Source organism: Achromobacter sp. GbtcB20 (genome assembly GCF_019091095.1).
In the GTDB taxonomy this organism is placed as follows: Bacteria; Pseudomonadota; Gammaproteobacteria; order Burkholderiales; family Burkholderiaceae_B; genus Achromobacter; species Achromobacter mucicolens.
Map to the genome: position 1 here is coordinate 1 of NZ_JAGXJZ010000087.1, position 777 is coordinate 777.

Below are 777 nucleotides of genomic sequence, written 5' to 3' on the forward strand. Positions count from 1 at the left end.
GATTCCTCGCGCGTCTTGAGGGTCTGCTCGGTGAGCGCCAGCAGCTCGTCGTCGGCCAGCAGCGACAGGTAGCTGTTGGCCACCGAGGCGATCAGGCTGATCTGGGCGGTCTTGCGCGCCTCCTCGGTGGAGAAGTACTGCGCCAGCGCCGCTTCCGACAGGTTGCGCACGCGGCCGAACAAATCGAGCTCGAAGTTCGACACGGTCAGGCCGGCCTGGTAGGCGCTCTGGATCGGCTGGTCTTCGCCGACGCTCTGGCGGTTGCCGGTGACGGCGGCCGATACGGTCGGCACGCGGTCGGCGCGGGTGATGCGGTACTGGGCGCGCGCCTGCTCGATGTTCAGGACCGCTACGCGCAGGTCGCGGTTATTCGCCAGCGACAGCTCGATCAGCTGGCGCAGGCGGGCGTCGGCGAAGAAGCGCTGCCAGGCGATGCTGGCCGGCGCTTCGGTGGTCGCGGTCGGCAGCGTCGCGCCGCCTTCGGCCGGCAGCTGCGGGAAGCTGCCGGCCACCGGTGCGGCCGGGCGCTCGTACTTCGGCGCCAGGTTCATGCAGCCTGCCAGCGTCATCGCCAGCGCCAGCGGGGTCAGGAGTTTGAGTTTTTGCATCAGATTTTTTCCTCGATAGCCTTGCTGGTGTCGGTGTCGCCTTCGTGCGCGTTCTTCTTGCGCTGGCGTTCGCTGCCCTTGAAGAGCTTGCGAACGACAACGAAGAACACCGGCACGAACAGCACGCCGAGCGTCGTCGCGGTGATCATGCCGCCCATCACGCCGGTAC

Annotated in this window: 1 protein-coding gene; it reads right to left on the bottom strand. The window is 67.4% G+C overall.

Annotation, left to right across the window (positions count from 1 at the left end; translation table 11 throughout):
• Window positions 1-608: TolC family protein (locus KVT32_RS27890; RefSeq protein WP_217619174.1), on the bottom strand; the 608-nt coding region annotated here is incomplete at its 3' end.
• Window positions 609-777 lie beyond the last annotated feature (169 nt).